Raw genomic sequence first — 26,555 nt, 5'->3', positions numbered from 1 at the left:
GCGTTGCTTTGCCAGCGATACCGTTCATCTCCTGCTCCCTTCTGATGAGAAATATTCTCACTCTCATGCTTGCTTTAAGATATATCTTGAGTAGTATCTAAAGATACATCTAACGCAAACGGAGCCCTCCATGCGTGAACATCACCCCCACCGCGAACATGGCGAACGCCATGACGGATTTGAACGTCGCCACAGCCGTGAGCGCGGCGACCGCGGACCACGGGTCTTTGCCCCTGGCGACCTGAGACTGCTGCTGCTGTCGATGCTGGCCGAGCAGCCCTGCCACGGCTATGACCTGATCCGCCAGATCGAAAGCCTGTTCGGCGGCAACTACAGCCCAAGCCCGGGCGTCATCTATCCGACCCTGACATTCCTGGAAGAAAGCGAGCTGATCGTCGGCGAGGTGCACGGCAGCAAGAAGCTCTACAGCGTCACCGCTGCAGGCCTTGATTCGCTGGCCGAGCAAGCCATCGCCCTGGACGGCGTGCGCATGCGCATCGAAGTCAGTAAACGCTCGCTGTACGGACACGACCGGCCGCCAGAGATCCACGAAGCGGTGCACAACCTGCGCCATGCCCTGCAGATGCACAGTGGCCGCTGGAATCCGGAAGAAATCGATCGGGTGCGCACCCTGCTCAACAACACCGCCAAAGCCATCGTCGCAGGGCCCGCTGCGACAAGCACGGAGAAAACCGAATGAGTGCCAGCGAAAACAACGCGATTCATCGCGTCAATCATGAGATCAAACACCGCCGCCTGGACGTACTGCGGGTCACCGAACTGACCCCGCGCATGCGCCGCATCACCTTGGGCGGAGCGCAACTGCAAGGCTTCACCAGTGTCGGCAGCGACGATCACGTCAAACTGATGTTCGCCTGTTCGGCAGAAGAACAGGCAGCGCTGGACAACCTCGACTTCAGTCGCGACGGCCTGCGCCCGACCATGCGTGAATACACCCCACGGCGTATCGATCTGGTAGCCGGTGAGCTGGATATCGATTTCGTCCTGCACGGCGACGGCCCTGCGTCGACCTGGGCAGCCCAGGCAGAGGTCGGCCAGGTGCTGAACATTGCCGGCCCGCGCAGTTCAATGGTGGTTCCGGACATCTTCGACAGCTATTTGCTGATCGGCGATGAAACCGCGATCCCGGCCATTGCCCGGCGCCTGGAAGAACTGCCGGCCACGCGCAAGGTGTTGGCGGTCATCGAGATCGAAAACGCCGAGGAACAACAGGCCCTGGTGAGCCAGGCCCAATTGCAAGTGATCTGGGTCCAGCGGCACCAGCAGGATCTGCAGGACGTGGTGAAGGATCTGACCCTGCCTGAAGGTCAGCTTTACGCGTGGGTTGCCCTGGAAAAAGCCCTGACCCGCAAGACCAAGCGCCTGTTGATCGACGAAAAAGGCGTCAATGAAAACCTGATCAAGGCCGCCGCCTACTGGCGCCTCGACCCGCACGACGACGAATAACCGGCACTATCAGGGTTGCGTCCTGGCCTTGGCCAGGCGCCCGCCCTGCCAATGATCCAGGCCCAGTATCAACAGGCCGATGGCAATGAAGCCGAACAGGATCGCCAAGGCATTGAGCAGCACCTGCCCATAGCCGAGGCTTGCGACATCGATGAACGGATAGGGATAGACCCCTATCGACTCTCCGCGCAGCAGCGCATAAGCAAAATACCCCGCCGGATACAGCAACCAGGCCAACAGATGCCTGAGGCGCAGGCTGCCTTTCTCCACGCAGCACCACCAATAACTGACGAACAGCAACGGCATGACATCGTGCAGCAGCTCATCGGCCAGCCACTGCCAGCCCTGCGGTTGCCACAGATGGCGCAACAACAGGCTATAGGCCAGACCGACCAGGACAATACTGACGGCAATACCCGAACTGACTGCCGGGCCGAGAAACCAGCGCCGCGCCGCAGACTCGCAGCCGAATGCCGCCTGGCTGAGCACCACGGCGACCAGGGTATTGCTCAGCACGGTGAAATAGCTGAAGAAGTTCACCAGGCCGCCGATCAGGCTGGCCTGCTCCTGCCAGCGCACCCACAGCACCAGGTACAGCTGGATCGCCAGCGCGCTCCAGCCCAGGCAGGCGGCCAGGCCGATCACGACCTCGCGCCGGACCATGAGGTCAGCGGCCGCGCTGCAGCTTCAGGTACAGACGCTCGACTTTCTCCCGGGCCCAGGGGGTGCGGCGCAGGAAAGTCAGGCTCGACTTGATGCTCGGATCACTCTTGAAGCAGCGGATATCTATACGCTCGGCCAGCCCTTGCCATTGGTAGTGCTCTACCAGTGCGGTGAGGATCTGCTCCAGGGTCACGCCATGCAGCGGATTGGGGTTGGCGGTGGTCATGCCTGTGCTCCAGCGAATCAAAGGTGCGCACCTTAGCCCAGGGGTGGGCTGGCTACAAACATTCTAGCGCAGCTGTAGTAGGCGCAGCGGCACGACAAATGGTAATGTTATACTGTATCAATATCATTACCCTGCCAAGGAACCCCGCCGCCCATGCGTCGCTTGCCCCTTCGACTCTCCCCTTTCACTGCTGCCCTTTGGCTCGCATCACCACTGAGCCAGGCCGTGGAGTTGCAGCCCCAGGTCATCACCGCCAACCCGCTGGGCAACAGCGAACTGGCCGCGCCCACCACCGTACTCGAAGGTGACGCGCTGGCCCTGCAACAAAAAGGCAGTCTCGGCCAGACCCTGAACAACCAGCCCGGCGTCGCCTCGACCTGGTTCGGTCCCGGCGCCAGCCGTCCGGTGATCCGTGGCCTGGACGGCGATCGCATTCGCATTCTGCGCAATGGCGTCGGCGCTCTGGACGCCTCATCGTTGTCCTACGATCACGCCGTACCGCTGGACCCGGCCACCGTAGATCGCATCGAGATCGTCCGCGGCCCGGCCGCCCTGCTCTACGGTGGCAACGCCATTGGTGGCGTGGTCAACAGCTTCGACAACCGCATCCCCACCGACCCCGTCGACGGCATTCATGGCGCTGGCGAGTTGCGCTACGGCGGCGCCGACACCACACGCAGCAGCGCCGGCAAGCTGGAAGCCGGCGATGGCCGCTTTGCCTTGCACCTGGACGCCAACAGCCGGCAATTCAACGACCTGCGCATCCCTGGCTACGCCCGCAGTTCCAAGGTCCGCGACGCCGATGAACCGGGCAGCAAGCATCGCCTGGAAAACAGCGACGGCCGCCAGGATGGCGGTGCCGTCGGCGGTTCCTATCATTGGGATCACGGCTACACCGGCCTGTCCTACAGCCGCTACGACTCGAACTATGGCTCGGTGGCCGAACCCGGCGTGCGCCTGGACATGCAACAGGATCACTACGGTTTCGCCTCCGAGCTGCGCGATCTCGATGGCCCCTTCAGCGCACTGAAGTTCGACGTCGGCTACACCGATTACCAGCATCGGGAAATGGAAGGCGGCGAAGTGCACACCACCTTCAAGAACAAGGGTTACGAAGCACGGGTCGAAGCCCGGCATCAGCCCTGGGGGCCGGTGGAAGGCGTGATTGGCGCCCAGGTCAGTCGCAACGAGTTTTCCGCCCTCGGTGAGGAGGCCTTCGTCCCGCAGAGCGATACCAATAGCCTGGCGCTGTTCATGCTCGAACAATGGCAAGCCAGCGAGCGTCTCAACCTGAGCCTGGGTGGTCGCCTGGAACACACCCGGATCGATCCCGACAGCCAGGGCAGCGAGCGATTCGCCCAGGCCGACAGCGCCAGCAGTTTCACCGCCGCCAGCCTGTCATCCGGCGCGGTCTATACGCTGACGCCGATCTGGTCGCTGGCCGCGACCCTGGGCTACACCGAACGCGCACCGACCTTCTACGAGCTGTATGCCAATGGCGCCCACGTCGCCACCGGCACGTTTGAAGTCGGCGATCCGAACCTGAGCAAAGAGAAAGCGATTTCCAGCGACCTGGCCCTGCGCTTCGACAACGGCGTGCACAAAGGCAGCGTCGGGGTGTTCTACAGCCATTTCCGCAACTACATCGGCCTGCTGGCCAGCGGCAATATGCGCGAAGGCCATGACCACGATCATGACCATGGCGATGAAGCCCACGACCATGATCACGATCATGACCACGCCGGTGACGTGCCCGAGTACCTGTACAAAGGTGTGCGGGCGCGCTTCTACGGCTTCGAGGCCCAGGACCGCTGGCAGCTGACGCAAAACCGCTTGGGCAGCTTTGCCCTGGAACTGTCCGGCGACTACACCCGGGCCAAGAACCTGGACAGCGGCGAAGACCTGCCACGCATTGCCCCGCTGCGCCTGAACAGCGGCCTGCTGTGGGAACTGGAGCGCTGGCAGGCCCGGGTTGATGTGCAGCACGCCAGCGCCCAGCATCGCAAACCGGACAATGAAACCAGTACTGATGGCTATACCACCCTGAGCGCCAGCCTTGGCTATCGCTTTGATATCGGTCAGAGCCAGTGGTTGGCCTTTGTGCGCGGAGAGAACCTCACCGACCAGACCGTGCGCTATGCCAGCTCCATCCTGCGTGATATCGCGCCGGCGCCGGGGCGCAGTGTCGAGGTAGGCCTGCGTACATCCTTCTGATAAACGAAAGCTGTCGGTGGGAGCGGGCTTGCCCCGCGATTGCGGTTTGTCAGCCAGATCGCATCGCGGGGCAAGCCCGCTCCCACCAACAGCTGCTCCCACCTTGCTGGACTATTACCAATCCAGCAACGGTCCCTCTTGTTGAATTGACTTTTTTTCTTACAAATTCAGCTATATCCTCTCCGCCGCAAGCTGAACCGCTTCAGTCAATCCCCCAGAAGCCTTATCGCCGACGATCCCCAGGACCCGGCGCACTTGCCGTTTTTTCAACAATCAAAAGATAGCGCTATCTCATGCCTCTGATTCATCGTTTCCGCCTTTCCCCCGCCACCCGGACGCTGTTTTCGGGTCTGGCCATCGCCAGCCTCGCCCCCAGCGCCCAGGCCGCCGCGATGTTCGCCAGCGACTCGCCATGGATGCTCGGCGATTGGGGCGGCACCCGCACGGAGCTGGCTGAACGCGGCTACGACTTCACCCTCGGTTACACCGGCGAAATGGGCGCCAACCTGCACGGCGGCTATGACGACGACCAAACGGCGCGCTACAGCGGCCAGTTCGCCCTCGGCACGCACCTGGACCTGCAGAAGATCCTCGGCTGGCACGACGCCGAGTTCCAGCTCACCGTCACCCAGCGCCACGGCGACAACATCAGCAACGACCGCATCAACGATCCACGGGTCGGCGGCTTCACCTCGGCCCAGGAAGTCTGGGGCCGTGGCCAGACCTGGCGGCTGACCCAGATGTGGATCAAGCAGAAATATTTCGATGGCGCGCTGGATGTGAAATTCGGCCGCTTCGGTCAAGGTGAAGACTTCAACAGCTTCCCCTGCGACTTCCAGAACCTGGCCTTCTGCGGCTCCCAGGTAGGTAACTGGGCCGGTGACATCTGGTACAACTGGCCGGTCAGCCAGTGGGCCCTGCGGGTCAAATACAACCTCACCCCCGAGCTCTACGCGCAGATCGGCGCCTACGAGCAAAACCCTTCGAACCTGGACCGTGGCAACGGCTTCAAGCTCAGCGGCAGCGGCACCCAAGGCGCGGTGATCCCGGTTGAGCTGGTCTGGAGCCCGGCGGTCAATGGCCTGCCAGGGGAATATCGCGCCGGTTACTACTACAGTAATGCCAAGGCAACTGATGTCTACAAGGACAGCAACGGCCAACCGGCAGCACTGAGCGGCCAGGCTTATCGCAGCAGTTCGAGCAAGCACGGCTTCTGGCTCGGTGCCCAGCAACAGTTGACGTCGCAGGCTTCCGACCACTCCCGTGGCCTGAGCGTGTTCGCCAACGCCACGTTGCACGACAAGAAGACCAATGCCATCGACAACTATGTTTCGGCAGGTGTGGTGTACAAGGGGCCCTTCGACGCCCGCGCCAAGGACGACATCGGTTTCGCCCTGGCCCGCGTGCACGTCAACCCCGCCTACCGCAAGAACGCCAAAGCGCTCAATGAGGCCAACGGTGTCAGCGACTACGACGATCCCCTGTTCCGTCCGATCCAGGACACCGAGTACAGCGCCGAGCTGTACTACGGCATTCACCTGGCCGACTGGCTGACTATGCGCCCGAACCTGCAGTACATCCGCCACCCCGGTGGCGTGAGCCAGGTCGACGACGCGCTGATCGGCGGGATCAAGATCCAGAGCAATTTTTAATCGCCCTTTTCACTTAACGGAGAACACACGATGAGCACAGAAGGTGCCCTGAGTAGAACCCGCTGGCTGCCGCGCCTGATTGGCGTGCTGTTGCTGCTGATGGGCCTGGCCCTGCTGGCGGGCGGCATCAAACTGAGCCAGCTCGGCGGCTCGCTGTACTACCTGATCGCCGGGATCGGTTTCGCCCTGTCCGGCATCCTCCTGCTGGCCCTGCGCCGCCACGCTCTGGGCCTGTACGGCCTGGTACTGCTGGGCAGCACCCTGTGGGCACTGTGGGAAGTGGGCCTGGACTGGTGGCAACTGGTGCCGCGCCTGGCCTTGTGGTTCGCCCTGGGTGTGGTCCTGCTGCTGCCATGGGCGCGTCGTCCGCTGCTCGGCAATCCGTCGAAGATCAACCCGGCGCTGCTGTGCCTGGCCGTGGTCCTGTCTGGTGCCACCGCCGTCGCCAGCCAGTTCACCCATCCGGGTGAAATCAAGGGCAAACTGGGCCGCGACAGCTCTGGCCTGAGCAGCACCGCGCCGCAAATGCCCGATGGCGAATGGCAGGCTTATGGCCGCACCGAGTTCGGCGACCGCTATTCGCCGCTGCGCCAGATCACCCCGGACAACGTGCACAAGCTGCAGGAAGCCTGGCGTATCCGTACCGGCGACCTGCCAACCGACAACGACCCGGTGGAGCTGACCAACCAGAACACCCCGCTCAAGGTCAACGGCATGCTCTATGCCTGCACCGCCCACAGCAAAGTGCTGGCCCTGGACCCGGACACCGGTGCCGAAATCTGGCGCTTCGACCCGCAGATCAAAAGCCCGGTTGGCTTCAAGGGCTTCGCCCACATGACCTGCCGCGGTGTTTCGTATTACGACGAAAACAGCTACCTCAGTGTTGACGGCAGCCCGGCGCCGAAGATCTCCGACGCAGGTCAAGTGGTGGCCCGCGCCTGCCCGCGTCGCCTCTACCTGCCCACCGCCGACGCCCGTCTGATCGCCCTGAACGCCGACACCGGTAAAGTCTGCGAAGGTTTCGGTAACCAGGGTGTAATCGACCTGACCACCGGCATCGGCCCGTTCACGGCCGGCGGCTACTACTCCACCTCGCCTGCGGCGATCACCCGTGAACTGGTGATCATCGGCGGCCATGTGACGGACAACGAGTCGACCAACGAGCCGTCCGGGGTGATTCGCGCCTACGACGTTCATGATGGCCGTCTGGTATGGAACTGGGACAGCAACAACCCGGACGACACCGCACCATTGGCAGCGGGCAAGACCTACAGCCGCAACTCGGCGAACATGTGGTCGCTGGCCAGTGTCGACGAAAAACTCGGCATGGTCTTCCTGCCCCTGGGCAACCAGACCCCTGACCAGTGGGGCGCCGACCGCACCCCGGGCGCCGAGAAGTTCAGCGCCGGCATCGTCGCCCTCGACCTGCGCAACGGCAAGGTGCGCTGGAACTACCAGTTCACCCACCACGACCTGTGGGACATGGACGTCGGCAGCCAGCCCACCCTGCTCGACCTGAAGACCGCCGATGGCGTCAAACCTGCACTGATCGCGCCGACCAAACAGGGCAGCCTGTATGTGCTCGACCGTCGTGACGGCACCCCGATCGTGCCGATCCGCGAAATCCCGGCCCCGCAAGGTGCTGTCGAAGGCGACCATACCGCCCCGACTCAAGCCCGCTCCGACCTCAACCTGCTTGGCCCGGACCTCACCGAACAAGCCATGTGGGGCGCCAGCCCGTTCGACCAGATGCTCTGCCGCATCCAGTTCCGCGAGCTGCGCTACGAAGGCCAATACACCCCGCCGTCGCTTCAGGGCAGCCTGGTGTACCCCGGTAACGTTGGTGTCTTCAACTGGGGCAGCGTCTCGGTCGACCCGGTCCGCCAGTTGCTGTTCACCTCGCCGAACTACATGGCCTTCGTCTCGAAGATGGTGCCGCGTGAGCAAGTCGCCGCCGGCAGCAAGCGCGAAAGTGAAACCAGCGGTGTACAGCCGAACACCGGCGCCCCGTACGCGGTGATCATGCACCCGTTCATGTCGCCTCTGGGCGTACCTTGCCAGGCGCCTGCCTGGGGTTACGTGGCCGGTATCGACCTGACCACCAACCAGGTGGTGTGGAAACACAAGAACGGTACCAGCCGCGACAGTTCGCCGATCCCTATCGGTCTGCCGATTGGCGTGCCAAGCATGGGCGGCTCGATCGTCACCGCGGGCGGTCTGGGCTTCCTGAGCGGCACCCTGGACCAGTACCTGCGCGCTTACGACACCAACACCGGCAAGGAACTGTGGAAAGCGCGCCTGCCGGCAGGTGGCCAGGCCACGCCAATGACCTACACCGGTAAGGACGGCAAGCAATACGTCCTGGTGACCGCTGGCGGTCATGGTTCGCTGGGGACCAAAATGGGCGATTACGTAATCGCTTACAAATTGGCTGAGTAAAAATCATCGCGGGGCAAGCCCGCTCCCACAGGCCTCTGTGGGAGCGGGCTTGCCCCGCGATCAGCCCTAACCATTGAAACACCCCCCAACCCGCCCCATGTAAGCACCATAGTCATATACGCAGGTGCCCCATGAGTGACCAGCAGGATCTACCCGAACGCCCCGAGGAACACGCCGAAGTCGAGCATCCTGAAGCCTCCCGACACACCGGCCACAACCTCGCCCTGCCCGACCAACAACTGCCGGAAAGGGTCTATGTGATCCCGATCCACAACCGCCCGTTCTTCCCGGCACAAGTACTGCCGGTTATCGTCAATGAAGAACCCTGGGCCGAAACCCTGGACCTGGTGTCCAAGACCCCGCATCACTCCCTGGCGCTGTTCTTCATGGACACCCCGCCGGAAGATCACCGACATTTCGACACCTCGGCCCTGCCGCTGTACGGCACCCTGGTCAAGGTTCACCATGCCAGCCGCGAGAACGGCAAGCTGCAGTTCGTCGCCCAGGGCCTGACCCGAGTACGCATCCGCAGTTGGCTCAAACACCACCGCCCGCCGTACCTGGTCGAAGTCGAATACCCGCATCAGCCGAGCGAGCCGACCGACGAGGTCAAGGCTTACGGCATGGCCCTGATCAACGCGATCAAGGAGCTGCTGCCGCTCAACCCGCTGTACAGCGAAGAGCTGAAGAACTACCTCAACCGCTTCAGCCCCAACGATCCGTCGCCGCTGACCGACTTCGCCGCGGCGCTGACCTCGGCCACCGGCAACCAGCTGCAGGAAGTACTCGACTGTGTGCCGATGCTCAAGCGCATGGAAAAAGTCCTGCCAATGCTGCGCAAAGAGGTCGAAGTCGCTCACCTGCAGAACGAGATTTCTGCCGAGGTGAACCGGCAGATCGGCGAACATCAGCGTGAGTTCTTCCTCAAGGAGCAGCTCAAGGTCATCCAGCAGGAACTGGGCCTGACCAAAGACGACCGCAGTGCCGATCTGGAGCAGTTCGAACAGCGTCTGCAGGGCAAGACATTGCCTGCCGCCACGAAAAAACGCATCGACGAAGAGATGAGCAAACTGTCGATTCTTGAGACCGGCTCCCCTGAGTACGCCGTTACCCGCAACTACCTGGACTGGGCCACCGCCCTGCCCTGGGGCGTGTATGGCAAGGACAAGCTCGACCTCAAGCACGCGCGCAAGATCCTCGACCAGCACCATGCCGGGCTCGACGACATCAAGGACCGGATCCTCGAATTCCTTGCCATCGGCGCCTGGAAAGGCGAAATCAGCGGTTCCATCGTCCTGCTGGTGGGCCCGCCCGGGGTCGGCAAAACCAGCATCGGCAAGTCCATCGCGCAATCGCTGGGCCGACCGTTCTACCGTTTCAGTGTCGGTGGCATGCGCGACGAGGCCGAGATCAAGGGCCATCGGCGCACCTACATCGGCGCCCAGCCGGGCAAGCTGGTGCAGGCGCTCAAGGACGTCGAGGTGATGAACCCGGTGATCATGCTCGATGAGATCGACAAGATGGGCCAGAGCTACCAGGGCGACCCCGCCTCGGCACTGCTGGAAACCCTTGATCCCGAGCAGAACGTCGATTTTCTCGACCATTACCTGGACCTGCGCCTGGACCTGTCCAAGGTGCTGTTCGTGTGCACCGCCAACACCCTCGACTCGATCCCCGGGCCGTTGCTCGACCGCATGGAAGTGATTCGCCTGTCCGGTTACATCACCGAAGAAAAACTGGCTATCGCCAAGCGTCACCTGTGGCCCAAGCAGCTGGAAAAAGCCGGTGTGGCCAAGTCCAGCCTGAGCATTACCGACAGCGCCCTGCGCATGGTCATCGAGGGCTATGCGCGCGAGGCCGGTGTACGTCAGCTGGAAAAGCAGCTGGGCAAACTGGTGCGCAAGGCGGTGATGCAATTGCTGGAAAACCCCGAAGCGAAGATCAAGATCGGCAGCAAAGATCTCGAAGCCTCTCTGGGCATGCCGGTGTTTCGCAGCGAGCAGGTATTGTCGGGCAAAGGCGTGATCACCGGTCTTGCCTGGACCAGCATGGGCGGTGCGACCCTGCCGATCGAAGCAACGCGCATCCACACCCTCAACCGCGGCTTCAAGCTGACCGGCCAGCTGGGTGATGTAATGAAGGAGTCAGCGGAAATCGCCTACAGCTATATCAGCGCCAACCTGATCAAGTACGGCGGCGAACCCTCGTACTTCAATGAAGCCTTTATCCACCTGCATGTGCCCGAAGGCGCCACGCCCAAGGACGGCCCCAGCGCCGGGGTGACCATGGCCAGCGCCCTGCTGTCCCTGGCCCGCGACCAGGCACCGAAGAAAGGTGTGGCAATGACCGGCGAGCTGACCTTGACCGGGCAAGTCCTGCCGATTGGCGGGGTACGCGAGAAGGTCATTGCGGCACGGCGGCAGAAAATCTTTGAACTGATCCTGCCGGAAGCCAACCGCGGCGACTTCGAAGAGTTGCCCGACTACCTCAAGGAAGGCCTGAGCGTGCATTTCGCCAAACGCTTCAGTGATGTGGCCAAGGTGCTGTTCTGAGGTATTAAAAGCACTACTGAACAAGCCCGCGCCTTGTGGCGCGGGCTTGTTCAGTAATCATCTTCGGTTATGCTGCGCTATCGTCGTCCATTCGGAGCCAACATGACCGTCGCCCGCCTGCTCGCTCCTTTGAGCCTTGCCCTGCTCACCGCCTGCGCCCAGCAACCGCGCCAGAATGTCGAACTGGAAAAACAGGCCGACTGCCCGCTGCAACTGCAAACCGGCCAGAATCTCACCCTGACCCTGCCCAGCAACCCCAGCACCGGCTATCGCTGGCTGCTGCAGAACCCCGCTGCAAGCATCCTGCGCAGCCTGGGCCCAGAGGTCTACAGCCATCCGGAAGATGCCGGGATCGTTGGCAGTGCGGGGCAATCGACCTGGCGCTTCCAGGCCCAGGCCGCAGGTGAGGGGCATTTGCTGCTGGTTTACCAGCAGCCTTGGGCCCCGGAAGTGCGTCCGGTGCAGACGTTCGACTGCACAATCACGGTGAAGTAACAGCGCTGGTCAGCCAGGCCATGCATCTGGCGGCCAGTTTGGCTAAAATGCCCGACTTTTACCGCCCAACGCCTGGATTGCCCCCGTGAGCAAAGAACCCGACCGCCTATTCGCCCAGCCACTTGGCCAGGTGCCCGACTTCGCCTTCAACGAAGACGTGGTGCGGGTGTTCCCGGACATGATCAAGCGCTCGGTACCCGGCTATCCGACTATCGTCGAGAACCTCGGTGTACTGGCTGCCCAGTTCGCCCAACCGAACACCGCCCTGTATGACCTGGGCAGCTCACTGGGGGCGGTAACCCAGGCCCTGCGCCGCCACGTGCGCAGCGACGGTTGCCGGGTGATCGCCATCGACAACTCGGCAGCCATGGTCGAGCGCTGCCGGCAATACCTCAATGCCCAGGACTCGATGTTCCAGGAGCTGCTGCCGGTCGAGGTGATCGAGGGCGATATCCTTACTCTGGAGTTCCAGCCTGCCTCGGTGGTGGCAATGAACTTCACCCTGCAGTTCATCGCCCCCGAGCAGCGCCTGGAGCTGCTCACGCGTATCCGCCAGTCGCTGCTGCCTGGCGGTGCACTGATCCTCTCGGAGAAGCTGCGCTTCAACGACCCGGACGAACACGCCCTGCTCACCGACCTGCATGTCGCCTTCAAACGCGCCAATGGCTACAGCGAACTGGAAATCGCCCAGAAGCGCAGCGCCATCGAGAACGTGATGAAACCCGACAGCCTTGAAGAACACCGCGAACGCCTGCTGGCAGCCGGTTTTTCCAAGGTCGTGCCCTGGTTCCAATGCCTTAACTTTGCCTCGTTGATTGCCTTGCCATGATTGATCTTTCCCCACTGGTCCGCCGCCTGGCGGGCACCCCCCTGGCGCAATGGTCACAAGGCCTGCAAGCGCAACTCGACACCAAGATGGAGAAAGGTCACGGCGACCTGGAACGTTGGCAGAATGCCCTGGACGCGCTGCCGGCGCTGGTGCCGAGCAAAGTCGACCTGGTCAACGGCCTGAACCTCGATTGCGACTGTGACCAGGACACCCGCGATCGCATGCGCCAGGCGCTGATGGGCTTGTCACCCTGGCGCAAGGGCCCGTTCGACCTGTTCGGTGTGCATGTCGATACCGAGTGGCGCTCGGACTGGAAATGGTCACGGGTCGCCCCGCACCTGGATCTCAAGGGCAAGCGCATTCTCGATGTCGGCTGCGGCAACGGTTACTACCAGTGGCGCATGCTCGGTGCCGGTGCCGACAGCGTAATCGGCGTCGATCCCAACTGGCTGTTCTTCTGCCAGTTCCAGGCGGTTCAGCGCTACTTGCCAGAGCTGCCTGCCTGGCACCTGCCCTTCGCCCTGGAAGACCTGCCAGCCAATCTCGAAGGCTTCGACACGGTGTTTTCCATGGGCGTGTTCTACCACCGCCGCTCGCCTATCGAGCATCTGCTGGCGCTCAAGGACTGCTTGGTAAAAGGCGGAGAACTGGTGCTGGAAACGCTGGTGGTCGAGGGCGACGAACATCAGGTGCTGGTGCCCGAAGACCGCTACGCGCAGATGCGCAACGTCTGGTTCCTGCCTTCGGTGCCGGCCCTGGAGCGCTGGCTGCGCCGCGCCGGTTTCAGTGATGTGCGCTGCGTCGATGTCAGTGTCACCAGCATCGAGGAGCAACGCAGCACCGAGTGGATGCGCTACCAGTCGCTCAGCGATTTCCTCGACCCCGCCGACCACAGCCGTACCATCGAAGGGTTGCCCGCCCCACGTCGCGCTGTTCTGGTCGCACGCAAGTAAAAAAAGGCGCCCATATGGGCGCCTAATATTCACCTTTTCCAAAGGAGCGGAGGAGCTTCTAAGGTGAATGGAGCTACTCTTTGACCACCTGCTGCTGAGCGTTGGCGCGCTTCTGCGCGTCGGAGCTGACAACCGCCTGATCCTGCTTGCCGTGGATCTGCTCCTGGCTCAGGCGAAACTTCTCCCAGAACTGTTTCGAACGTTCCGCGCCGCCTTCGGCCAGCGCGGCACCACTGCCAAGGGCCAGAACGCCCATCAATGCATACTTGATCAGGCTCATGTTGCTCACCTCGTGATTGAATTTCAGTACGGTTCAATCATACGAAGGGCAAGCTAACGACAAGGTGAGCAGGACATTACAGTGTTGCAAGAAATGCCCTACAACAGAGTCAACGGGTACTCCACAATCAGGCGTACTTCGTCCAGGTCCGACTCGAACGCCGTGGCCCGGGTGGTGGCCTGACGCATGCGCAGCGACAGGTCTTTGAAGGTGCCCGACTGCACCACATATTTCGCTTCGATATCGCGCTCCCAGCGCTTCTGCCCGGTCAGTGGATTACCCTCGGCATCACGGCGCATGTACACCGCGTTGGCATCGGAATAATCAGCATCGCTGCCACGCCCGTAGCGGGTCATGAAGGTCAGGCCCGGTACGCCATAGCTGGCCATGTCCAAGTCGTAGCGCAGCATCCACGAGCGCTCCTTGGGTGAGTTGAAGTCGCTGTACTGGATCGAGTTGTCCAGATAGATCGAGTCGGCCTGGCGCAAGTAGTCGAAGTCGTTGTCGCCCTGGTTGCGCTGATGGGACAACGCCAGGGTATGGGCGCCATAGCTGAAGCCGATGCGCGCACTCCAGATGTCGTTGTCGAAGCTGCCGAGTAATTGTTGGCCCTGATCCTTGGCCTTGTAGTAATTGAAACCACTGAAAACGCTGAGCTGCTCGGAGATCGGGTACTGATAGTTGACGCCTGCGTAGTACTGGTCCCAGGCATCCTTAAGGCGACTGCTGTAGAGACTCAGGCTGAGGTTGTCCGTGGCCTGATAATCGCCGCCGAAGTAGCCCAGCCAGGGCGAGTCGACCGGACCTGCGTAATAGGTCTCGAAGCCGTCACGGTTGTTGCTTGAAAGAGGTTGGCTCATGGCATGCAGGCGCCCGCCCTGCAAGGTGAAGTTCTCCAGAGTGGTGTTTTCCAGGGTCCAGCCGCTGAAGCTTTCCGGCAGCAAACGGGAGTCACCAAAATGCACCACCGGCGTGGTCGGGAACACGTCGCCCACTTTGATTTCGGTGTCGAACAGGCGCGCCTTGAGGGCGCCGCCCAGCTTGCTGAAGTTGCTCGCGGTGTCACCGTTGCTATCGACCGGCAGCATATCGAACGAGCTGCGCCCGCCACTGCGGCCATCGCCACTGTCGAGCTTGAGCGCGAGCATGGCATAGGCGTCGAGGCCAAAGCCGACGGTGCCCTCGGTGTAGCCCGACTGGAATCGGGCGATAAACGCCTGGGCCCAGGCTTCGGCATAACCGGCCTTGCCGGTGGGTGACTCGCCGCCCTTGCGATAGTCACGATTGAAATAGAAATTGCGACTGAGCAGCGTCAGGCTACTGTCCTCGACAAAGCCCCCAGGCTCAACGGAGGCATGGCCTACTGAGCTACTGGCCAGCGCCAGGACGCCGGTGATACAGGCTGTGGTTTTATTCCCCATCTTCAACTCCTGATTATTCGCCGTAATACGCACAACGGCCGCTGATGCGGCCGCCGTGGGTATCCTGACAAGGGCTGAATAACTCGAAGATGAGCGTGAAATTACAGTTTCGTCACTTCACTGACATCGTCTTCTTCGTCCTTGCGGTGGGCCCGGTAGTACAGCGCCGGCAACACCAGCAGGGTCAACGCGGTGGAGGAAAGAATCCCGCCGATCACCACCGTCGCCAGCGGTCGCTGCACCTCGGCACCAGTGCCGGTGGCCAAGGCCATGGGAATAAAGCCCAGCGAGGCTACCAGCGCGGTCATCAGTACAGGCCGCAGACGGGTCAGCGCACCTTCATCGATGGCCTGGCGCAGCGTCCGCCCTTGCTCGCGCAAGCCACGGATAAAGGCAATCATCACCAGGCCGTTGAGTACCGCCACACCCGACAAGGCGATGAAACCGACCCCGGCCGAAATCGACAGCGGAATATCCCGTAGCCACAGCGCCACTACGCCTCCGGTCAAGGCAAAAGGAATACCGGTGAACACCAGCAGGCCGTCCTTGAGGTTGTTGAACATCATGAACAGCAAGCCGAACACCAGCAGCAAGGCCACCGGCACCACCACCTGCAGACGCTGCGCCGCCGACTGCAACTGCTCGAACTGCCCGCCCCAGCGGGTCCAGTAACCGGCCGGGATGCTGACCTGGCTGTCGATGCGCTCACCGGCCTCCTCGACAAACGAACCGATATCACGCCCGCGCACGTTGGCACTGACCACCACCAGGCGCTTGCCGTCTTCACGGCTGATCTGGTTGGGGCCCTGGACCAGCTGCAGGCTGGCGACATCGGCCAGGGTGATAAATCCGATCTGGCCATTGCCGGCAGCACCTGCCGGCACCGGGATCAACAACTGCGACAAGCCGTCGATGTCGGTGCGCAGGTTGTCAGACAGGCGCACTACCATGTCGAAGCGACGGTCGCCCTGGTACAGGGTACCGGCCTGACGTCCGCCAACCGCCACGGCGATGGTGTCTTGCACATCGCCGACATTGAGTCCGTAGCGCGCCGCCTTGTCGCGATCGACATCAATGGTCAGCACCGGCAATCCCGAGGTCTGCTCGACCTTGACTTCCGACGCCCCCGGCACCGCCTGCAGCGCCGCGGCAATCTGTGCGGCGGTGCGGTTGAGCTGGTCCATGTCGTCGCCGAAGACCTTCACCGCGACATCACTGCGCACGCCGGAAATCAGCTCATTGAAGCGCAACTGGATCGGTTGTGACAGCTCGTAGTTGCTGCCCGGCACGCGGGCACTGGCGCGCTGGATATCGGCGATCAGTTGCTCGCGCGACTTGCCCGGATCCGGCCACTGGTCTTGCGGCTTGAGCATCACATAGCTGTCGGAGATGTTCGGCGGCATCGGGTCGGAGGCGATCTCGGCGGTGCCGGTCCGTGCGAACACCCGCTCGACCTCGGGCACCTGGCTCAACACACTCTGTTCCAGTTGCTGCTGCATGGCCACCGACTGGCTCAGGCTGGTACCGGGCACGCGCAACGCCTGCAGGGCGAAATCACCTTCGCTCAAGCTCGGCACGAACTCACTGCCCATGCGACTGGCCAACACACCGGACAACAGCACCATCACCGCGGCCAGACTGAACGCCAGCGACCGATGGCCCATCACCCACTGCAACAGCGGTGCATAGCCACGCTTGGCGCTACGCATCAACAGGTTCTCGTCTTCCTTGACCTTGCCGGTGACAAACAGGGCAATCGCCGCAGGCACGAAGGTCACCGACAGCAACATGGCACCGAGCAAGGCAATCACCACGGTGAACGCCATGGGGTGGAACATCTTGCCCTCGACGCCGCTCAGGGCAAAGATCGGCAGGTACACCACCATGATGATCAACTGCCCGTAGATCAGCGGCCGACGCGCTTCGCGGGCGGCATTGAAGACTTCATGGAAGCGTTCGGAGCGGGTCAGCAGGCGCCCATGGTGTTGCTGGGCATGGGCCAGGCGGCGGATCGCATTCTCGACGATCACCACCGCGCCATCGACGATGATGCCGAAGTCCAGCGCGCCGAGGCTCATCAGGTTGGCGCTGACCTTGTTGCTGAACATGCCGGTGAAGGTAAACAGCATCGACAGCGGAATGATCATCGCGGTGATCAACGCGGCGCGGATGTTGCCAAGGAACAGGAACAGAATCACGATCACCAGGATCGCGCCTTCGATCAGGTTCTTCTTCACCGTGGCAATGGCTTTGTCGACCAGATTGGTCCGGTCATAGACCGTCACCGCGCTGACCCCGACCGGCAGTGAACGGTTGATTTCCACCAGTTTCTGCGCCACTGCCTGGGACACTGTGCGACTGTTCTCGCCAATCAGCATGAACACCGTGCCGAGCACCACTTCGCGGCCGTTCTCGGTCGCTGCACCGCTGCGCAGCTCTTTTCCGATGCCGACTTCAGCGACATTGCGTACGCGGATGGGGGTACCGTCGATGTTGGCCAGAACGATATTGGCGATATCCTCGATCCCGGCCAGTTGCCCCGGCGCGCGGATCAGCAACTGTTCGCCGCGGCGCTCGATGTAACCGGCACCGACGTTGGCATTGTTGCGCTCCAGGGCGGTGAGCAAATCGGCCAGGGTCAGTTTGTAGGACGCCAGGCGCTTGGGATCGGGGGCAATCTGATATTCCTTGGCAAAGCCGCCGATGGTGTTGATCTCGGCGACCCCGCGCACGTTGCGCAGTTGCGGCTTGATGATCCAGTCCTGGATCTCGCGCAGGTCGGTGGGCGTGTACGGGCTGCCATCCTCCTTGCGTGCGTCCTCGGCGGCTTCCACCGTCCACAGGAAAATCTCGCCCAGGCCGGTGGAGATCGGTCCCATCGCTGCTTCAACACCTTCGGGCAGTTGCCCGCGCGCCTGTTGCAGGCGCTCGTTGACCAGTTGCCGGGCGAAGAACAGGTCGGTGCCTTCCTCGAAGATCACCGTCACCTGGGACAGGCCCGAACGCGACAGCGAGCGGGTTTGCTCAAGGCCCGGCAAGCCGGCCATGGCCGTCTCGATGGCGAAGGTGATGCGTTGTTCGGTTTCCAGCGGCGAGAAGCCCGCCGCCTGGGTGTTGATCTGGACCTGGACGTTGGTAATGTCCGGAACCGCATCGATTGGCAGCTTCTGGTAGCTGGCCACACCGAGCGCGGCCATCAGCAGCACCGCCAGCAGCACCATCAGGCGCTGCTCGATGGCAAATTGAATAAGGCGTTCGAACATGAGAGGTACTCGCGCGGGTCAGTGGGCGTGCTCGGCGCTGGCCTTGCCCAGCTCCGACTTGAGAACGAAGCTGCCCAACGCCGCCACCTGCTGACCGGCTTGCAGGCCCTTGCGGATTTCGACATAGCCATTGGCACTGGCGCCCAGCTCCACCGCCTGGGCGACGAAACCCTCGGCGGTGCGCACAAACACGGTGGGCTTTTCTTCGAGGCTCTGGATCGCCTGATCGGGTACGGCAAGGCTGGCGGCAATAGCCTCGCCCGGCACCTGCACGGCCACGAACAAGCCCGGGCGCCAGGCGCCACGCGGGTTGTCGAGGGTGACACGGACGCTGGCGGTGCGGGTCTGCTCACCGAGCAGGCTGCCGACATGACTGATACGCCCTTCAACCTGCTCGCCCAGCTCGCTGGCGACAATGTTCACTGTCATACCGGCGCGGACCTTGCCCAGGTCCCGCGGTGCCACACCAAAGGTCGCCCACACTCGCGAGAGGTCGGACAACGTGAAGGCAGCACTGGTCTCATTGACCACCTCACCCGGCACCAGATGCTTCTCGACGATCTGCCCGGCAAACGGCGCGCGCAGTTCGTAACGATTGCCGCCGGCCAGCACTGTGGTGCCACTCAGGGCGCTGATTTTCTGCCGGGCGTTGGCCTGGGCAATTTCGGCCTCCTGCAGGGCCTGGCGGGCTTGCAGGTAGTCCTGCTCGGCGGAAATACCTTCCTGCCACAGGTCCTTTTCGCGCTGATAGGTGCTGCGCGCCAGTTCCAGACGCCGCTGACTTGCCGCCAGTTCGCTGCGCTGTTCGGAGATCTGCGGGCTGGCAATCACCGCCAGCAAGTCACCGGCCTTGACCTGCTGCCCGAGTACCACAGCGACCGACTCGACCACCCCGGCCGCTCTCGGCACCATATGTGCGGTGCGGTCTTCATCGAAGCGGATCTCACCCGGCAGCGACAGGCTGCGTTGCAACTGGCGCGGTGCGGCAGCGGCCAGTTCGATCCCGGCCAGCGCGATCTGCTCCTGGCTCAGGGTGATCGCACCCTCTTCTTCCGCGTGTCCCGATTCAGACTCGGCATGCCCGTGCTCGCCTTTCTCTTCCTCATCGTGATCACCTTCAGCATGATCGTGGCTGGACGCTGGCGTTGCCGCCTGCGGCTGCGGACCGGTCTGACGCGTCAGCAGCACGCCCAGCCCCAGGCCCAGCAACAAGGCAGCGATCAGCAGCGTTGTGGACTTCTTGTTCATGCAGTCTCCTTAGCGGTCACCGCTGAACGCGGTGTCAATCAAAGCGGGGAAAAGTCGATCAGGCTCAGCGGCTGGCCAGGCTCAAGTCTCCGAAAATGCGTTCCAGACGCACTCGCGCTTCACTGCGCTGGGCCTGGGCCTGTAGGTACTGCAGGCGGGCGGCAACCAAGGTGCGCTGGGCATCGAGCACATCGAGAAAAGCGAACTTGCCGCGTTCGAAGCCGCGTGTGGCGGCGTCCACCGCCTGTTGCGCCGAAGGCAGGATCGAGCGGTCGAAGTCCTGCACCTCCTGGGCGGCGGTACTCCACTGAGCCAGGGCCTGGATCACTTCACTGCGCAGCCGCAGTTCGGCACCGTTGCGCTGGTCGCGGGCCTGATCGGCGCGGCGGGCGGCGGCGAGGATGTTGCCCTGATTGCGGTCGAACAGCGGTATCGGCAACGACAGACCGACCACGTTGACGCGCTCGCGCTCGGCTTCGTCGTACTGGCTGCCGACACTCACGGTCAGGTCGGGAATCCGTTGCGTGCGCGCAAGTTTCAGGGCGGCATCTGTCTGATCGATCTGCGTGCGCGCCAGACGCATGTCCGGCGTTTGCTCCAGGCGTTCAAGCAGCTGGGTGCGGCTCGGCACGTCGGGCTCCTGCTTGCCACCGCTTTCGACCCGGCTGAATTCGGCCGTGGGCGCTCCGGTCGCGGCCGCCAATTGCTGATAGGCAACGGTCAGCGCCTGTTCGGCACGCCCTAGCTCCAGGCGCACTTCGGACAGCTGCACCTGCGCCCGCGTGGCCTCCACCGGCGTGGCGCTGCCGGCCTTGACCCGCCCCTGCACCACTTGCAAAGCCCTCTCGCTCAAACGCAGTGATTGTTCGGCCAGTTGCAGACCTTGCTGGGCCTGCACCGCCGCCTCGAAGGCGCCGATCACTTCGGCACGCAGGGCGTTGCCCTGGCGTTCAAGCTCCAGTCCCGCCAGTTCCGAATCGCGTCCGGCCACGCCCAGCCGCGCTCCGCGCTTGCCGCCCAGCTCGAACATCTGACTGACGCTGACCGTGGTGGTCTGCGAGCCGTTGCGGGTGTCTTCAACCTCCCAGCTCAACTCGGGGTTGGGCAGTACCCCCGCCTGGCGTCGTTCACCTTCGGCGATATCGATGCCCCAACGTGCGACCGCCAGCTCTGGGTTGTTGGCCTGGGCGGTTCGCAGGGCATTGTCGAGGGTCAGCACAGGGCCTTGGGCCAATGCCACAGAGGGCAAGGCCAGCAATACCAGCGTCAGCAGAATGCGGCCACGGCCTGTGCCGGGCCTGTCCAGGGTGCGAAACATGGCGGACTCCTGCGCCTTTTTTGGAGCCCGCACTGTAGTAATCGGGGTTTATCCCCAAGATGACTCGAAAATTACAAATCTGTAATCCAGCCAATGCCCTGCACAAGATGACTTAGTATCCGCCGCTTGATGCCCTTCAGCCCTTGACCTTCTAGCTACTTCAGGGTTGAGAATCACCGCCTTTCACATCACCGGGTCATTTCATGCGTTTACTGATTATCGAGGACGAGCTTCGCACCGCCGATTACCTGCAGCAGGGTCTGAGCGAGAACGGCTATATCGTCGATTGCGCCCACAGCGGCGCCGACGGCCTGCACCTGGCCCGCCAGCAGGCCTACGACCTGATCATTCTCGACGTCAACCTGCCTGAAATCGATGGCTGGACCGTGCTGCAGCGCCTGCGCGCCGACTCCAGCACGCGGATCATGATGCTCACCGCTCATGGCCGCCTTTCGGACCGGGTCAAAGGCCTCGATCTGGGCGCCGACGACTACATGCTCAAGCCCTTCGAGTTTCCTGAATTGCTGGCGCGTATCCGCAGCCTGTTGCGCCGCAACGACCAGGCCCTGCAACCGAGCACCTTGAAAGTTGCCGACCTGGAGCTGGACCCGGGCCGTCACCGTGCTTACCGTGGCGGCCAGCGTATCGACCTGACGGCCAAGGAGTTCGCCCTACTGCACCTGCTGATGCGCCAGAGCGGCGAGGTGCTGTCGCGCACCCAGATCATTTCGCTGGTGTGGGACATGAACTTCGATTGCGACACCAATGTGGTGGAAGTCTCGATCCGCCGCTTGCGTGCCAAGATCGATGACCCCTTCGACAACAAACTGATCCACACCTTGCGCGGCGTTGGCTACGTGCTTGAGGCGCGCGAATGAAACCGGCGCGGCTTTCCCTGCGCCTGGGCCTGAGCGTCAGCCTGATGGGCGCAGCGCTGGTGCTGCTCATGGCCTGCCTGGCGGTACTTGCCCTGGACCACGAACTGGACAGTCGGGCGCGTAAAAGCCTGACGGCGAAAATGGCGCAGATCGAGCACGGCCTGAGCATCGACCTCAAGTCCGGTGACCTGCAAACGTCGGCGCACCCGCTTCTGGATGTGGTGATGGGCCATGACAACCTGAGCCTGAGCGTGATCGCCCTGACCGGTCGGCATTCGGCCCTGTTGACCCTCGGGCCGGGACTCGAAGCCGAGGCCCTGCTGCAGATTCCCGGCAGCCCCGAGCTGGCCTTTCAACAATGGCGCGACAGCGATGACAATCACCTGCTGACCGCCTCGCGGCTGATGCGTTTGCAGGACGGCACCGATGTTCGCGTGTTGCTCACGGTCAACCTTGCCGACGACCACAGCCTGTTGCAGGCCTACCTGCGCTCGACGCTGCTGGCGCTGCCATTGCTGGTGCTGTTGATCGGTTTTGGCGCCTGGAAGCTGGTACAACGCGGCCTGACGCCACTGCGCAGGTTCAGCCAGATCGCCGGGCAGGTTTCTGCCCAGCAACTGGCCTTGCGCCTGCCACTGGATGACTTGCCCCTGGAGCTGAAGGAACTGGCCCATGCCATGAATGTCATGCTCGACCGGCTCGATGGCGGCGTGCAGCAACTCTCGCAGTTCTCCGACGACCTCGCCCATGAGCTGCGCACGCCGATCGGCAACCTGATGGGCAAGGCCCAGGTGACCCTGAGCCGGGAGCGTCCCGTCGAGCAATACAAGGAAGTGCTGGAAGCCAGCATCGAGGAACTGACCCGGCTCAAGCGGATCATCAATGACATGCTGTTTCTCGCCCAGGTCAGTCAGCCTCACGCCCAGTTGCCGCTCAAACCGGTAAACCTGGCCGATGAAGCCAAGCGCGTCAGTGAGCTGTTCGAGTTCAGCAGCGAACAGAAAGACATCAGCCTGCGCCTGCACGGCTGGGGCTCGATCATGGCTGATCGGTTGATGGTGCAACGGGCGTTGTCGAATCTGCTGAGCAATGCCATTCGCCATAGCCCTGAGGGGCTGCCGATCGATATTGCGGTTGAGCGCTGTGGGGATGAAGTCCGCCTGTCAGTGGAGAACCAGGGGCCGGGCATTGAGCAGGCCCATCTGCCGCATCTGTTCGAACGTTTTTACCGGGCAGGATCGGGACGTTCGCGGCTGGAGGGGGGGACCGGATTGGGGTTGGCGATTGTGAAGTCGATCATGCAAGTGCATGGCGGGCGGGTTGAGGTGAGCAGTGAGGTGAATGGGTTGACTCGGTTCAGTCTGGTTTTCCAGGGTTCGTAGACTGCATCGCGGGGCAAGCCCGCTCCCACCGGTCATCACACTCCTGGTGGGAGCGGGCTTGCCCCGCGATGTTTTTAATGACGGCTAGCCGCCATGATCAACGCCTTCATCTCCGCCACCGCCGACTTGAAGCCAACGAACAATGCATGTGCCACCAGCGCATGACCAATGTTCAGCTCGTTGATGCCCTTGATCGCCGCAACGGCTTCGACGTTGTGATAATGCAGGCCATGACCGGCATTGACGATCAGCCCCTGGGCCAAACCAAAAGCCACGCCGTCGGCAACGCGCTTGAGCTCTTCAGCCACCTCCGTCGGGGTTTCGGCATCGGCATAGCGGCCGGTGTGCAGCTCGATCGCCGGCGCACCCACACGACGCGACGCTTCGATCTGGCGTTCATCGGCATCGATGAACAGCGACACTTCCGAACCCATGCGCGACAGGCGTTCGACGGCGGCCTTGATCCGCGCCTCCTGACCGGCTACGTCCAGGCCACCTTCGGTGGTCAGCTCCTGGCGGGTTTCCGGGACCAGGCAGATGTGCGCCGGGCGAATACGCTCGGCAAACAGCATCATCTCTTCGGTCACACCCATTTCAAAGTTCATGCGCGTCTGCAGCACGTCCTTGAGCACCAGCACGTCGCGCTCCTGGATATGCCGGCGGTCTTCGCGCAGGTGCACAGTGATGCCGTCGGCGCCCGCCTCTTCGGCGTCCAGCGCGGCCTTGACCGGGTCGGGGTAGCGCGTGCCACGCGCCTGGCGCAGGGTCGCCACGTGGTCGATGTTCACGCCGAGGAGCATGCGGTTGCTTTGAGTCACGAAGAGGCTCTCCTGAAGATTGAGCCTGACAGCATACGACGTGCTCAGCGCTTGCGAAACAGTTCCCGACTGACCAGTGGCCGTCCACCCAGGTGCACGGCCAGCGCCTGACGCATCAGGCGCTTGGCCGCACCCAAGGCACCGGGGACATTCCAGTCGGCTTCGGCCATGGCCGCCAGCTCGTCACCACGGAACAAACCGGGCTGCAGCAGGTAGACCCGCTCAAGCCCGGCGTCCACCTGCAGACGGTACAGACCATCGACGACCAGAGGCTCGCCATTGATGTCCTGATCGAGGGCAAAGCCGTAGCCCAGTTCATCCAGCAAGCGCCACTCGAAGGCCCGCAGTAGCGGTTCCAGCGGCCGCCCGGCAGCCAACGCCTGCAGGGTTGCCGCGTAGTGCTCGAACACCACCGGATGCGGATCCTCGGCGGGCAACAGGCGAATCAGCAGTTCATTGAGGTACAGGCCACTGAACAAGGCATCGCCATTGAGCCAGGCGGCCACGCCGACACTGTCCAGGCGGCCGACCGTCTTCAGCTCGCCACGGCCACGAAACTCGACTTCAAGGGGTACGAAAGGTCGGGCCTGGCTGCCGCCCTTGCCACGCGCACGGCGTAACACCGCGCGCAGGCGCCCTTGCGGGGTGAGGAAGTCCACCAGCGCACTGGTTTCACGGTAGGCCCGGCTGTGCAGCACGTAGGCCGGTTGGCCAACTGGCAATTCCATGAGCAGCGCTTCAGAAAAGGTTCGACCCGACAGCGGACGCTGCCGGGCCTGATGCGATCAGAGGTCGCCGTAGCCCAGCGAACGCAGGGCGCGTTCGTCGTCGGACCAGCCGCCTTTGACCTTGACCCAGAGGTTGAGCATGACCTTGGCGTCAAACAGCACTTCCATGTCCTTGCGCGCCTCGGAGCCGATACGCTTGATGCGCTCGCCCTTGTCGCCAATGATGATCTTCTTCTGGCCGTCACGCTCGACCAGGATCAGTGCATGGATGTGCAGGATCTTGCCCTGCTGCTTGAACTCTTCGATTTCCACGGTGATCTGGTATGGCAGCTCTGCACCGAGCTGACGCATGATCTTTTCGCGCACCAGCTCAGCGGCCAGGAAGCGGCTGCTGCGGTCGGTGATCTGGTCTTCCGGGAAGAAGTGATCGTTTTCCGGCAGGTGCTTGGCGATCAGGCCTTCCAGCGCTTCGAGGTTGTGCCCCTGCTGCGCGGAGATCGGCACGATCTCGGCGTTCGGCAGTTGCTCCTGCAGCCACTGCAGGTGCGGGATCAGCTCGGCCTTCTCTTCGATCCGGTCGGTCTTGTTGATCGCCAGGATCACCGGGCCCTGCACGTACTGCACGCGCTCCAGCACCAGCTGGTCTTCGTCGGTCCACTTGGTACGGTCGACCACGAAGATCACCACGTCGACGTCCTTGAGGGCGGCCGAGGCAGTCTTGTTCATGTAGCGGTTGAGCGCCTTTTCGTTGCTCTTGTGCATACCCGGGGTATCGACGTAGATCGCCTGGATATCACCCTCGGTCTTGATCCCCAGCATGTTGTGCCGGGTGGTCTGCGGCTTGCGCGAGGTGATCGCCAGCTTCTGGCCGAGGATGTGGTTGAGCAGGGTCGACTTGCCGACGTTCGGGCGGCCGACAATGGCAACATAGCCGCAGCGGGTAGTATTCGTATCAGTCATTGCCATTCTCCACGCCCAGGGCGATCAGTGCTGCGGCGGCCGCTACTTGCTCGGCGATACGCCGGCTGACGCCCTGCCCTCGGCTTTTTTCAGTCAAAAGGGTCACTTCGCATTCGACGAAAAACGTCCGGCAATGGGGCTCACCTTGAATATCCACCACTTCGTAACGCGGCAGCTCGCAGGCCCGCGACTGCAAAAACTCTTGCAGACGGGTTTTCGGGTCCTTGTTGGTATCGACCAGGGTCAGGCTTTCGAACTCGCCGGTCAGCCAGGCCAGCACGCGTTCGCGGGCGGTCTGCATGTCCGAATCGAGGTAGATTGCACCGATCAGCGCCTCAAGGGCGTCAGCCAGGATCGATTCGCGGCGAAAACCACCGCTTTTCAGCTCACCGGAGCCCAGGCGCAGGTACTCACCGAGGTCGAAACCACGGGCCAGCACGGCCAGGGTCTCGCCCTTGACCAGCCGTGCGCGCAAGCGCGACAGCTGGCCTTCGCGAGCCTGGGGAAAGCGCTCGAACAGTGCTTCGCCAGCGACGAAATTAAGGATCGCATCGCCGAGAAACTCGAGGCGTTCGTTGTTGCGCCCGGCAAAACTGCGGTGCGTCAGGGCCAGCAGCATCAGCTCCTGGTTCTTGAAGGTGTATCCGAGCTGGCGCTCGAGGCGGCTCAAAGAAACGCTCACAGTGTACCCACGCGCAGTTCGTGGTCGATATTCAACGCTTTGTTCAAATCAACATCCTGAAAGACTATTTGGCTCACGCCCATCGGC

Annotated in this window: 22 protein-coding genes; 11 read left to right on the top strand and 11 right to left on the bottom strand. The window is 62.5% G+C overall.

Annotated elements, in window-relative coordinates:
- Positions 1-130: 130 nt before the first annotated feature.
- The gene (locus tag ACVI9W_RS17870; RefSeq protein ID WP_461530698.1) at positions 131-700 is read left to right on the top strand and encodes a PadR family transcriptional regulator; all 570 of its coding nucleotides are present in this window, start codon (positions 131-133) and stop codon (positions 698-700) included.
- Complete coding sequence (locus tag ACVI9W_RS17865; RefSeq protein WP_461530697.1) at positions 697-1,467, top strand: siderophore-interacting protein; 771 nt, start codon at positions 697-699, stop codon at positions 1,465-1,467. Before ACVI9W_RS17870 ends, ACVI9W_RS17865 begins: the two co-directional genes overlap by 4 nt.
- A 9-nt stretch (positions 1,468-1,476) precedes the next feature.
- Here ACVI9W_RS17865 and ACVI9W_RS17860 read toward each other — a convergent pair whose 3' ends face one another.
- Both ACVI9W_RS17860 and ACVI9W_RS17855 read right to left on the bottom strand, forming a co-directional pair.
- Positions 1,477-2,130 (bottom strand): Pr6Pr family membrane protein, encoded by a 654-nt coding sequence (locus tag ACVI9W_RS17860; protein ID WP_461530696.1) that lies wholly within the window; start codon positions 2,128-2,130, stop codon positions 1,477-1,479.
- 4 nt (positions 2,131-2,134) lie between these two features.
- On the bottom strand, positions 2,135-2,356 hold the full coding sequence (locus ACVI9W_RS17855) for a VF530 family protein (protein WP_038607694.1): 222 nt from the start codon (positions 2,354-2,356) through the stop codon (positions 2,135-2,137).
- A gap of 153 nt (positions 2,357-2,509) precedes the next feature.
- On the opposite strand from ACVI9W_RS17855, the gene ACVI9W_RS17850 reads away from it, so the two are divergent.
- From ACVI9W_RS17850 to cmoB, 7 genes are all read left to right on the top strand, one after another.
- On the top strand, positions 2,510-4,570 hold the full coding sequence (locus ACVI9W_RS17850; RefSeq protein WP_461530695.1) for a TonB-dependent receptor: 2,061 nt from the start codon (positions 2,510-2,512) through the stop codon (positions 4,568-4,570).
- A gap of 293 nt (positions 4,571-4,863) precedes the next feature.
- Positions 4,864-6,222, top strand: a complete 1,359-nt coding sequence (locus ACVI9W_RS17845) for a carbohydrate porin (protein ID WP_461530694.1) — start codon at positions 4,864-4,866, stop codon at positions 6,220-6,222.
- 30 nt (positions 6,223-6,252) lie between these two features.
- A complete protein-coding gene (locus ACVI9W_RS17840; protein ID WP_461530693.1) occupies positions 6,253-8,661 on the top strand; it encodes a glucose/quinate/shikimate family membrane-bound PQQ-dependent dehydrogenase in 2,409 nt (802 codons plus the stop codon).
- A gap of 131 nt (positions 8,662-8,792) precedes the next feature.
- Positions 8,793-11,213, top strand: a complete 2,421-nt coding sequence (gene lon / locus ACVI9W_RS17835) for an endopeptidase La (protein ID WP_461530692.1) — start codon at positions 8,793-8,795, stop codon at positions 11,211-11,213.
- Positions 11,214-11,315: 102 nt separating this feature from the next.
- The gene (locus ACVI9W_RS17830) at positions 11,316-11,708 is read left to right on the top strand and encodes a protease inhibitor I42 family protein (RefSeq protein ID WP_461530691.1); all 393 of its coding nucleotides are present in this window, start codon (positions 11,316-11,318) and stop codon (positions 11,706-11,708) included.
- 85 nt (positions 11,709-11,793) lie between these two features.
- Positions 11,794-12,537 carry a carboxy-S-adenosyl-L-methionine synthase CmoA gene (gene cmoA / locus ACVI9W_RS17825; RefSeq protein ID WP_461530690.1) on the top strand — a complete coding sequence of 248 codons (744 nt, stop codon included), beginning with the start codon at positions 11,794-11,796 and terminating at the stop codon, positions 12,535-12,537.
- On the top strand, positions 12,534-13,490 hold the full coding sequence (gene cmoB / locus ACVI9W_RS17820) for a tRNA 5-methoxyuridine(34)/uridine 5-oxyacetic acid(34) synthase CmoB (protein ID WP_461530689.1): 957 nt from the start codon (positions 12,534-12,536) through the stop codon (positions 13,488-13,490). The genes cmoA and cmoB overlap by 4 nt, the downstream gene beginning before the upstream one ends.
- Positions 13,491-13,563: 73 nt before the next feature.
- Here the strand turns inward: cmoB and ACVI9W_RS17815 are convergent, their stop codons facing one another.
- The 5 genes from ACVI9W_RS17815 to ACVI9W_RS17795 form a co-directional block, all read right to left on the bottom strand.
- Positions 13,564-13,770 (bottom strand): hypothetical protein, encoded by a 207-nt coding sequence (locus ACVI9W_RS17815; RefSeq protein WP_157191366.1) that lies wholly within the window; start codon positions 13,768-13,770, stop codon positions 13,564-13,566.
- Between the two features lie 98 nt (positions 13,771-13,868).
- A complete protein-coding gene (locus ACVI9W_RS17810) occupies positions 13,869-15,191 on the bottom strand; it encodes an OprD family porin (RefSeq protein ID WP_461530688.1) in 1,323 nt (440 codons plus the stop codon).
- 101 nt (positions 15,192-15,292) lie between these two features.
- Positions 15,293-18,454, bottom strand: a complete 3,162-nt coding sequence (locus ACVI9W_RS17805) for a CusA/CzcA family heavy metal efflux RND transporter (RefSeq protein ID WP_461530687.1) — start codon at positions 18,452-18,454, stop codon at positions 15,293-15,295.
- Between the two features lie 18 nt (positions 18,455-18,472).
- Complete coding sequence (locus ACVI9W_RS17800) at positions 18,473-19,702, bottom strand: efflux RND transporter periplasmic adaptor subunit (protein ID WP_461530686.1); 1,230 nt, start codon at positions 19,700-19,702, stop codon at positions 18,473-18,475.
- 64 nt (positions 19,703-19,766) lie between these two features.
- Positions 19,767-21,020 carry a TolC family protein gene (locus ACVI9W_RS17795; RefSeq protein ID WP_461530685.1) on the bottom strand — a complete coding sequence of 418 codons (1,254 nt, stop codon included), beginning with the start codon at positions 21,018-21,020 and terminating at the stop codon, positions 19,767-19,769.
- Between the two features lie 203 nt (positions 21,021-21,223).
- On the opposite strand from ACVI9W_RS17795, the gene ACVI9W_RS17790 reads away from it, so the two are divergent.
- Together ACVI9W_RS17790 and ACVI9W_RS17785 are read left to right on the top strand one after the other, a co-directional pair.
- Positions 21,224-21,898: a heavy metal response regulator transcription factor gene (locus ACVI9W_RS17790; RefSeq protein WP_461530684.1), complete on the top strand. Its 675-nt coding sequence runs from the start codon at positions 21,224-21,226 to the stop codon at positions 21,896-21,898.
- The gene (locus tag ACVI9W_RS17785; RefSeq protein ID WP_461530683.1) at positions 21,895-23,280 is read left to right on the top strand and encodes a heavy metal sensor histidine kinase; all 1,386 of its coding nucleotides are present in this window, start codon (positions 21,895-21,897) and stop codon (positions 23,278-23,280) included. The genes ACVI9W_RS17790 and ACVI9W_RS17785 overlap by 4 nt, the downstream gene beginning before the upstream one ends.
- A 74-nt stretch (positions 23,281-23,354) precedes the next feature.
- Here the strand turns inward: ACVI9W_RS17785 and pdxJ are convergent, their stop codons facing one another.
- From pdxJ to rnc, 4 genes are all read right to left on the bottom strand, one after another.
- Positions 23,355-24,080, bottom strand: coding sequence for a pyridoxine 5'-phosphate synthase (gene pdxJ / locus ACVI9W_RS17780; RefSeq protein ID WP_422417467.1), 726 nt, complete (start codon positions 24,078-24,080; stop codon positions 23,355-23,357).
- Between the two features lie 62 nt (positions 24,081-24,142).
- Complete coding sequence (recO, locus tag ACVI9W_RS17775) at positions 24,143-24,826, bottom strand: DNA repair protein RecO (RefSeq protein WP_038607648.1); 684 nt, start codon at positions 24,824-24,826, stop codon at positions 24,143-24,145.
- 57 nt (positions 24,827-24,883) lie between these two features.
- A complete protein-coding gene (gene era / locus ACVI9W_RS17770; RefSeq protein ID WP_038607646.1) occupies positions 24,884-25,786 on the bottom strand; it encodes a GTPase Era in 903 nt (300 codons plus the stop codon).
- Positions 25,779-26,468, bottom strand: coding sequence for a ribonuclease III (gene rnc, locus ACVI9W_RS17765; protein ID WP_028943430.1), 690 nt, complete (start codon positions 26,466-26,468; stop codon positions 25,779-25,781). The genes era and rnc overlap by 8 nt, the downstream gene beginning before the upstream one ends.
- Positions 26,469-26,555 lie beyond the last annotated feature (87 nt).

Source organism: Pseudomonas sp. 210_17 TE3656, assembly GCF_054821965.1.
Note: the sequence above shows the minus strand (reverse complement) of the source record. Positions and strands in the feature narration are given on the sequence as shown.